Source organism: Collinsella sp. AM34-10 (assembly GCF_003469185.1).
Classification (GTDB): Bacteria; Actinomycetota; Coriobacteriia; order Coriobacteriales; family Coriobacteriaceae; genus Collinsella.
Genome location: NZ_QSIL01000023.1, coordinates 1 through 1,565, shown reverse-complemented (window position 1 = coordinate 1,565; position 1,565 = coordinate 1). Strand labels below are relative to the sequence as shown.

At 71.8% G+C, this 1,565-nt stretch carries 2 protein-coding genes; both read right to left on the bottom strand.

The window, feature by feature from the left end; all coding sequences use genetic code 11:
* Nucleotides 1–738 (bottom strand): hypothetical protein (locus DW823_RS09620; RefSeq protein WP_118082051.1); only part of this gene is annotated, 738 nt, incomplete at its 3' end.
* A complete protein-coding gene (locus DW823_RS09615) occupies nucleotides 735–1,463 on the bottom strand; it encodes a lantibiotic protection ABC transporter ATP-binding protein (RefSeq protein ID WP_118082048.1) in 729 nt (242 codons plus the stop codon). The genes DW823_RS09615 and DW823_RS09620, both read right to left, overlap by 4 nt.
* Between the last annotated feature and the right edge of the window lie 102 nt (nucleotides 1,464–1,565).

Sequence of the window (1,565 nt, the reverse complement as noted above, 5' to 3'; positions counted from 1 at the left end):
GCCCGCCGCCGTGAGCGCGGCGAACGCGAGCGCGCAGACCGCAAGGCCCGCCAGCGTGAGCATGCCGTCCGCCGCGAGCGCCCCGCCGAGCGCCATGTCCGCCGCGAGCGGCTCGCCGCTCGGCAGCACGGGGATGAAGCTCGTGGGGATGACCATGCTCGCCGACGGCGGAAAGAGCTGCGGCAGCGGCACCAGCGACCAGGCGAACCCGCCCACGAGCTGCGCGGCGAGCGGGCAGAAGATGCCCGCGAGCATGCCGAGCCGCGCCGTGAGGAAGAGCCCTGCGGGGATCATCCACGCCGCGGTCACCGTGTTGGCGAGCGCGCAGAGGAGCATCGTGAGCGTGCCCGCGGCCGTGAGGCCCTGCGAGGAGAACGCCGAGCCCGCGAGGTAGATGCCGAAGACCACGAGGTTCGAGAGCGTGCAGAGCGCGAGGCACCAGAGCGCCTTGGCCCACCAGGCGCGCCTAAGCGGGAAGCCCAGGCCCAGAAGCCCCCGCATCCGCGTGCGCGCGTCCGCCCGCGCGACGCACGCCACCACGAGCGAGAGAGACACGGGCAGGAAGAGCGCGTACCAGTAGTTCCACGCGCTGAAGATCTGCACGCCCCGGTAGGGCATCGCGCCGAGCAGCGGCATCGGCAGCGCCATGAGCACGGCCAGGCGAACCGGTGCCGCGTGGCGCGACTTCAGGGCCTCGGCGCGCAGGCCCGCGAGCAGGCCGCCTTTCTCGCCCGTCATGCCGCCACCTCCCCGCGCGCTCGACGCCCCTCCCGGCAGACGCTCATGAAGAGTTCCTCGAGGTCCTGCCCGGGCCGAAGCGCATCCTCGTAGGCGAGGCGCCCCCCGCAGATGATGCCGATGGTGTCCGCCATCTGCTGCACCTCGGAGAGGATGTGGCTCGAGACGATCACCGTCGTACCCGCCGCCGCGAAGCCGCGGATCTGGTCGCGCAGCTCCTCGATGCCGATGGGGTCGAGGCCGTTGGTGGGCTCGTCGAGCACGAGCAGGCGTGGCCGGGCGATCAGCGCCAGCGCGAGCCCCAGGCGCTGCCGCATGCCCATCGAGAAGCGCCCGGCGCGCTTCTTCCCGGTGTCCGCGAGGTCCACGGCGGCGAGCACCTCATCTACGCGGCTCTCGGGAAGGCCCAGCAGCGTGGTGCGAACGCGCAGGTTCTCGCGCGCGGTGAGGTTGGGGTAGAGCGGCGCCTCCTCGATGAGGCTGCCGATTGCGTAGAGGTCCTCGCGGCGCCAGGCGTGCCCGGCAAAGAGGATCTCCCCGGCCGTCGGCCGCAGCATCCCGCAGATCATCTTGAGCGTTGTCGACTTGCCGGCGCCGTTGGGGCCGAGCAGCCCGTACACCTCGCCCTCGCGGATATGAAGGCTCACGTCGGCCACGGCGTCCTGCGCCTGGTCGCCGCGTCCGAAGCGCTTGGTGAGCCCGCGCGTCTCGAGCATGTAACCCATGGGTTCGTCCTTTCTCTTCCGGGCGCGCGGGCCGAGCCACCGTGCCCGCGCGCCTTGCCTTTCGGGTTCACCATCCATGGTGGGGCGCGTTTCTAACGAAGC